Genomic DNA, 6,417 nt, shown 5'->3' on the forward strand with positions numbered 1-6,417 from the left:
TTGGTTACATGTAAAAGCGTAGCGCTATATTTTTGCGTGAAATAACCTGTTATATGTGTGGAAAAACATGCATCTGCTCAATTCAGTATCAATCAGTTAATGATAACTTACTGATTCTTTTTGGTTACTACCTTAATTCCATCAAATCAGTCCAATTTCATACTGAACATAAAATCAGCCAGCCGATAGAATTTTCCAAACCCGCCTTAAAAGGATTTTCATTTCGTTCGTCTCAGGATAAACAGACTCCAAAGTCTGTTTATGGCTTGTGTGGTATGTCCATTTTAATTTGCTGATTGGTTGTAAAGTAGTTATGAATATCAATAAAAAAAGCCGTGTTATCAAGGCATCAATAACAGTATCGCTCATAGTCTCTGGAATGCCTTCACTTGCAGCTGACACAGAGGGCGATAAGGGTAGTGATCCAGTAGATACTATTAGTGTAACGGCTTCAAGAATTGCTCGCGGTACCAAGGAGGTTCCTGCAGCGATTAGTGTGATCGACTCCAAGCGGATTGATGCCGAACAGATGAATAATATCAAGGATGCAATTCGCGGTACGCCAGGTGTCCTGATCGAATCAAAAAATGGTGGTTATGACTCACGCTTAATCATTCGCGGGGCCGGGCAAAAGGCCAACTATGGAGTCCGCGAAATTATGGTGATTCGTGATGGTGTGCCCATGACGGACCCTGATAGTTTCTCACGCTTTGATTTTATTGATACCCAGGATATTGAGCGTATAGAAATTACCAAAGGACCTGGTTCTCTCTATGGCAGTGGCTCATCTGGGGGAACAATTCAGATTATTTCTAAATCGGTATTCGATGTAGACGGTAACCGGGTAAAAGTTGGTATCGGTGAGGATGGAAAGGAGAACCTGCATTTTCGGTACAGTCAGGAGTTGAATGACAGTAATAGTATCTTGCTGACAGGCTCTCATCGAGCTGCTGATAACAGCTGGCGGGAGTGGAATAAGTTTGATACGCAACAGCTAAGCCTAAAGCATGGCTTGATGTTGGACAGCGGAGCGACGTTGGAGACGGAGTTAAGCTATTCCCAGGCGGATATGCAGTTGCCCGGTTCACTGACTGAGAGTGAGTTTGAAACCTACCGCAGTACGGGTGAACAGCGCAACACAAGCAGTCAATGGCAGCATAGCGGTCGTTATTCCACTATCTGGTTTTTTAATACACGCTATGAACAGGAGTACGGGGATCTGACGTTCAAGCCTCGCTTCTATTTCAACAGTTGGGATCACTATCATCCGGTAACGGGTGCGATTAACGACAACCCCGGGACAAATGTATTCGGCACCGATCTCGAGTTTGCTTACAAGCACAATCTTTTAGGTGCAAGTACCCTGGTGGGTGGCGTTACTGCGCGTCTGGATAAAACCGATGAGGCAAAGAAGTATCAGTATGCGGACATTAGTACGGTTGTCTATGATCCTCCTGGTCCAACACCACCTGTAAATCAAATTGTTAGTACATTATCGGACCGATCAGGTAGTCTGCTTTCACAAGAAAATGCTGCCAATACCCTGTTTGGTCTGTTTTTGCAGGAGACGGTACGTCCCACTGATAAGTTGACTATTGATGCCGGCTTCCGCTTTGATCGGATGAACTTTGATATTGAAGAGATTGCTTACGGTGAGTACGACTGGGGGACAAAAAGTTACACGACCTTTGGTGCGCCTGTAACCACTAAAACCGATACCACGTTCGATCTCTTTTCGCCTAAGTTGGGTGCCACTTATGCGCTGAATAATACGTACAGTGTTTATGGCATGGTGGCCCAATCTGGACAGGTGCCCTCGGAGGCTGAGATACAGAGCAATGCAAGCTTGGAGGCGGCCCTCGCTACCAATGTGGAAATCGGCCTAAAGGCCCGTGCAAGGGAGTGGAGCGTTGACCTCTCACTTTATAGAACCACGGTCACTGATGAAATTGTCTCCGTACTCCAGTCGGGCAATCAGAGCGAATTCCAGAATGCGGGTGAGACCCTTAAGAAAGGTTTTGAACTCAGTAGCCGCGTCGCGTTGGGTAGGTACTTCTGGCTGGGTGCCAACTATGCCTACAGCGATTATAAATATGTAGATTACCAAGAACTTGTAAGAACTGGCGCAACACTTAATTCGGTGGATCGTTCAGGTAATCAGACCCCCTTTGTGCCCAACCATCAGTATAGTCTGAGTCTCGATTATGACCATCCGTCTGGTTTTAAAGCACGTATCCAGGCCGACACCTGGGGCAGTTACTATATGGATAGCGCCAATACAGAAAAATATGACGGATACGACTTTCTCACCAGTCTGATGTTGGGCTATGAGTCGGGACCTCATCAAGTGTCACTGAATGTGGATAATCTGTTTGATAAGCGTTATGCCACAGAGGTGAAGAAAGATACCAGTGGTGTCAAAACATATAGCGCGGGATCTCCCCGTTCAGCAATGCTTAATTATACCTACAGCTTTTAACGGAGCGAAGCATGACCTCGTTCAATTATCGCTTGGCTGTTGTGCTGTTTGCAGCATTGGCTGTCAATGGAGTGACTGCCCGTGTGGTCGTCGCGCAAACGAACAGTGCTGAGAAGGCCGCTAAGAAAGACCCAACTGCCCAAACTATGCAGCATCGCCGTGGACCAAAAAAATTGGCATTGTCTAATGCAGATGGGGCCGTGATTACACTTTGGAAACCCGATCTGAGTAAGCGCCTTCTTAAGCCGGCAATGGATGTAATTACCGTACCTCCAACGGGCGTTGATAATTACCATGCCATTATTATTGAGCAGGACTGGGGTGATGCCGTTGATGCAATAATCCGTTATGAATATCTGCGGGGAAAACCCAGCGGTGAAAGTCCGACAAAATTAACATCTGCGATAAAAACTGATTTGGAAATTGTTCCTGATCCGCTTCCCCGCGAGCATCACCGGTATTACTCGGGTGAGAAGGCGACCTTTCTAATTAGGTACCGTAATCAGCTACTGAAAAATCAACCGGTGGTCATGCAAACCGGTAATGGCAGCACGCTAAAGGTTGTTACTGATAATGACGGGCGTGTGGTGATGACGTTGCCAGATGATTTTAAGAATGTGGTAACGGGTGAACGTGATCAACGCAGTGCGGATCTCAGTATAACGACTGAATACCTTGAGTCAGGTAGGCATTACACTAGTACGCTCTCGGCAGAATACCGTGTTTCCCCGGTGCATTGGCAGTACAAATCATGGGGTCTGGCTGCTGCCGGTGTTGGTTTTCTGTTTGGTGGTTTTCTGACAAGCAGGGCTAATCGTAGTAAGAAGGAGCGCAGTTAATGAATCCTGTTAAAAACTTATCGGTCATACGTAAGATCGTTCAGTTAAGCGCGTTTATCTTATTGGTATATGGTAGTTCGCTAGGCACTTTTTATCTGGCAGATAAGATCAGTGGCGCACTTCCTGCTCTAAGTTGTGCCTATGATATGAACGGATCGGATCTCTGTGCGCTGATACCGTTTCAGCACCAGATGGATCATCGGTTGGGCCCGGTGATTAACGAAGGTGGAGATGTTCTTAAAGGCTTGATGCCGACGCTGATTACACTGGGTACCTTTCTGCTGTTCTTTGTTGTTTTGAATAAAGCATTCTGTGGTTGGATTTGTCCGCTCGGAACATTTCAGGAGTTACTGCATATTTTAGGGCAGAAGCTTGGACTGCAACGCACAGAATCGGTCAACCCAAGCGTTGTGGAGAAGACCCGTCCTGTGAAGTGGGCGATTCTGGTTTTGCTGGTGTTTGGCTTTCCACTTATGACGGGTCTGGGTTATCTCAATCATGACCTGGGCGATCCTTTCTGCAAAATTTGCCCTAGTCGAATTCTTACAACACTGGCCAATGGTGAGGCGGATCAGCTTGTAGTGGATACGGCGAATAGAACAACCATTGTGCTTTCCATCGCAGCAGATTTTTTGTTTGGCTTAATGATTGCTCTGGCATTGACTGTCAGGCAGCCGTTTTGTCGTATTTGTCCCATGCTGGCATTGCATGCTGTATTTCGGAAGATTGGCTTGCTGAGACTGGTTAAAGAGGCCTCACCGCGTTGCGGCAAGTGTGGTATCTGTGCCAAGGCATGTCCAATGGATATCAAAGAGATTCATACGGAAATGATCAAGAAGAATGTGACCTTTGAAGATTGCACACTGTGTGGGCGATGTGTTGAGTTCTGCCCTGACAAGGACGTACTTAAATTGAATTATGCTTCGTTCCCAGTGTTTAAGGCCGATCCTCAGTATTTTAAAGTGCGCAAAAAGGCGCAGACGCTTTGGGAAAAGAAAACATTAAGAGCCTTTTTTGCAAAAAAAGATAAACCTGTTACGGAAAAAGTATGACGCCGTTAGAGCCCGTTGTCCTGAGTTTTGGGGCAGTACTGTTACTTGGTCTTGGATTTGGAGCAGGACCCTGCAATATTGCCTGCCTTCCGTATCTGGGTCCGGTCTTTGTTGCGACGGGTGATGGCGTGAGAAATGCCTGGCGAATTTTACTGCCATTTTCTACAGGAAGAATCGTGGGCTATTCGTTGTTGGGTGGGCTTTCAGGTTTGCTTGGATTGATTGTTCAGGATTGGATAGCCGCACCCTGGGTGCGTTGGGTGTTAGGCGGAGCGACGATTATTGTCGCGCTGTCACTGCTTTGGCGACGGCGACGGCGTCTGCGTGGTGCGGGTTGTAGTGTAAGGCAGCAGACATCTATGACAGTGGAAATGACACCGGCTAAGAAAAGTGGGGTAGCACCCACATTGCCAGGAGGGCTGTTTTTTATGGGCATGGGTATGGCGCTGAACCCCTGTGCCCCTTTAACTACAGTGATATTGGCCGCCGCAACAGCAGGAAGTGCGTTTGCAGGGTTGATGCTGGGTGTCGGGTTTGGAGCGGGTGCTGTCCTGGTGCCCACTTTGATATTTGCCTTGGGCGTTGCTCATTTTGGTGAACAGGTGAAATTGCATCTGTCCCGATGGGGAAACTCGCTTGAAAACGCCAGCGTGGCGCTTTTGATCTTTATGGGTATTGGAACGGCAATGGGTTGGATTGCACCATGAATATGGAAGAGTTAATAACCAAGGGTGGGCCGGTGGTCTGGATATTGGTCGGATATTCAGCCATTGGTGTAGCCATTGTAATCGAACGATCGCTCCTTTTTTTACGCCAGCGAAGATTACCCACTCAGATCGTCAAGGGATTGGGTTCACTGCTTGATCACCCGAAAGTATTAACTGAATCAGGTATGGTGCAAGGCCCAGAATATCGGATTGTTGATGCGATAGTTACTGCAGATGCAGAAGGTGTTAAGGATTTAAGAAGCGTGGGTGATCGTGTCCGCAGTCATGAGCTTCAGCGGATGGAGTTTGGTCTGCGCACGTTGGGTATTCTGGGTAACACAGCTCCACTTCTTGGGCTACTTGGGACCATAACAGGCATGATTAAAGCCTTCATGGTGATTGAGCAGGCTGGCGGAAAAGTTGATGCCCAGGCGTTGGCCGGCGGAATATGGGAGGCCATGATTACCACAGGTGTAGGACTGGCTGTTGCTATCCCGTTATTAATCCTGCTGCATTTTCTTGAAGGCGCTGTAGAGCGCCGCAACCAATCTATGAATACCTGCATTGCATTATTACTTGAGCGCAGGGGTAATGGTCGGTTGAGTGAGGTCAATCAGGATCAGCCACATCATTGGGAGCAGATAACGGATGGCGTCTGAACCGAGGCGTCGCTCTAATGTGGTGTTAAACCTGACACCATTGATTGATATTGTTTTTCTGCTTTTGGTTTTCTTTATGCTCACAGCGCACTTTATTGAAGAGGAGCGCATTGACATTCAGTTGCCTAGAGCGAGTAGTAGTGATCGCCTGGAAAATGATCAATATATAACCGTTCATCTCACTCCGGAAGGAGTGCTCTATGTTGATGGGGTCATTACGGATCTGTCTGATTTAACAGAAGTCCTAAAGGGTGCGCTACATTCTCCCGAGAAAAATTTTGTACGCCTGAAGGGTGATCAACAGGCCCAGTTTGGGAAAGCCGTTCAAATTATCGATGCAGTGCGCTTGGCTGGGGCAGGTGCCTTGGATATACAAACTGAGAAGCCGTGATTGAACGTGATATTAATTGGCGACTGTTTGCGATTGCCGGTTCTCTTCTTATCCATTTTTTGTTGGTGGCTGGAATATGGCAGTCACAGGTTGTTACTGCCCCGGAAAGAGTGGCTCAAGTGAGCGCGACTTCTGTCCGGATTGATTTTGCTGAATTGCAACCCCAATCTGAGCCAGAGCCAGAGCCAGAGCCAGAACCTAAACCAGAACCTAAACCAGAACCTAAACCAGAACCTAAACCAGAACCTAAACCAGAACCTAAACCAGAACCTAAACCAGAACCTAAACCA

7 protein-coding genes are annotated in these 6,417 nt (G+C 47.2%); all 7 read left to right on the top strand.

What is annotated here, in order from left to right:
• Positions 1–313: 313 nt before the first annotated feature.
• Positions 314–2,479 carry a TonB-dependent receptor gene (locus tag FHP88_RS13230; protein ID WP_144359548.1) on the top strand — a complete coding sequence of 722 codons (2,166 nt, stop codon included), beginning with the start codon at positions 314–316 and terminating at the stop codon, positions 2,477–2,479.
• Between the two features lie 11 nt (positions 2,480–2,490).
• Positions 2,491–3,318, top strand: a complete 828-nt coding sequence (locus FHP88_RS13235) for a hypothetical protein (RefSeq protein ID WP_144359549.1) — start codon at positions 2,491–2,493, stop codon at positions 3,316–3,318.
• The gene (locus FHP88_RS13240) at positions 3,318–4,370 is read left to right on the top strand and encodes a 4Fe-4S binding protein (protein ID WP_144359550.1); all 1,053 of its coding nucleotides are present in this window, start codon (positions 3,318–3,320) and stop codon (positions 4,368–4,370) included. The genes FHP88_RS13235 and FHP88_RS13240 overlap by 1 nt, the downstream gene beginning before the upstream one ends.
• The gene (locus FHP88_RS13245) at positions 4,367–5,077 is read left to right on the top strand and encodes a sulfite exporter TauE/SafE family protein (RefSeq protein WP_144359551.1); all 711 of its coding nucleotides are present in this window, start codon (positions 4,367–4,369) and stop codon (positions 5,075–5,077) included. The genes FHP88_RS13240 and FHP88_RS13245 overlap by 4 nt, the downstream gene beginning before the upstream one ends.
• A complete protein-coding gene (locus tag FHP88_RS13250) occupies positions 5,074–5,736 on the top strand; it encodes a MotA/TolQ/ExbB proton channel family protein (protein ID WP_144359552.1) in 663 nt (220 codons plus the stop codon). The genes FHP88_RS13245 and FHP88_RS13250 overlap by 4 nt, the downstream gene beginning before the upstream one ends.
• Entirely contained in the window at positions 5,726–6,127 is a 402-nt protein-coding gene (locus FHP88_RS13255; RefSeq protein WP_144359553.1) for an ExbD/TolR family protein, read from the top strand. The genes FHP88_RS13250 and FHP88_RS13255 overlap by 11 nt, the downstream gene beginning before the upstream one ends.
• On the top strand, positions 6,124–6,417 hold a 294-nt coding region (locus FHP88_RS19175), incomplete at its 3' end, for a hypothetical protein (protein ID WP_335341559.1). The genes FHP88_RS13255 and FHP88_RS19175, both read left to right, overlap by 4 nt.

This window comes from Sedimenticola selenatireducens (assembly GCF_007625115.1).
Classification (GTDB): Bacteria; Pseudomonadota; Gammaproteobacteria; order Chromatiales; family Chromatiaceae; genus Sedimenticola; species Sedimenticola selenatireducens_A.

Bases quoted from the DNA above. Each gene is read 5' to 3' on its own strand.
- FHP88_RS13235 (WP_144359549.1), top strand. From the start codon at position 2,491: ATGACCTCGTTCAATTATCGCTTGGCTGTTGTGCTGTTTGCAGCATTG.
- FHP88_RS13255 (WP_144359553.1), top strand. From the start codon at position 5,726: ATGGCGTCTGAACCGAGGCGTCGCTCTAATGTGGTGTTAAACCTGACA.
- FHP88_RS13245 (WP_144359551.1), top strand. From the start codon at position 4,367: ATGACGCCGTTAGAGCCCGTTGTCCTGAGTTTTGGGGCAGTACTGTTA.
- FHP88_RS13250 (WP_144359552.1), top strand. From the start codon at position 5,074: ATGAATATGGAAGAGTTAATAACCAAGGGTGGGCCGGTGGTCTGGATA.
- FHP88_RS13240 (WP_144359550.1), top strand. From the start codon at position 3,318: ATGAATCCTGTTAAAAACTTATCGGTCATACGTAAGATCGTTCAGTTA.
- FHP88_RS13230 (WP_144359548.1), top strand. From the start codon at position 314: ATGAATATCAATAAAAAAAGCCGTGTTATCAAGGCATCAATAACAGTA.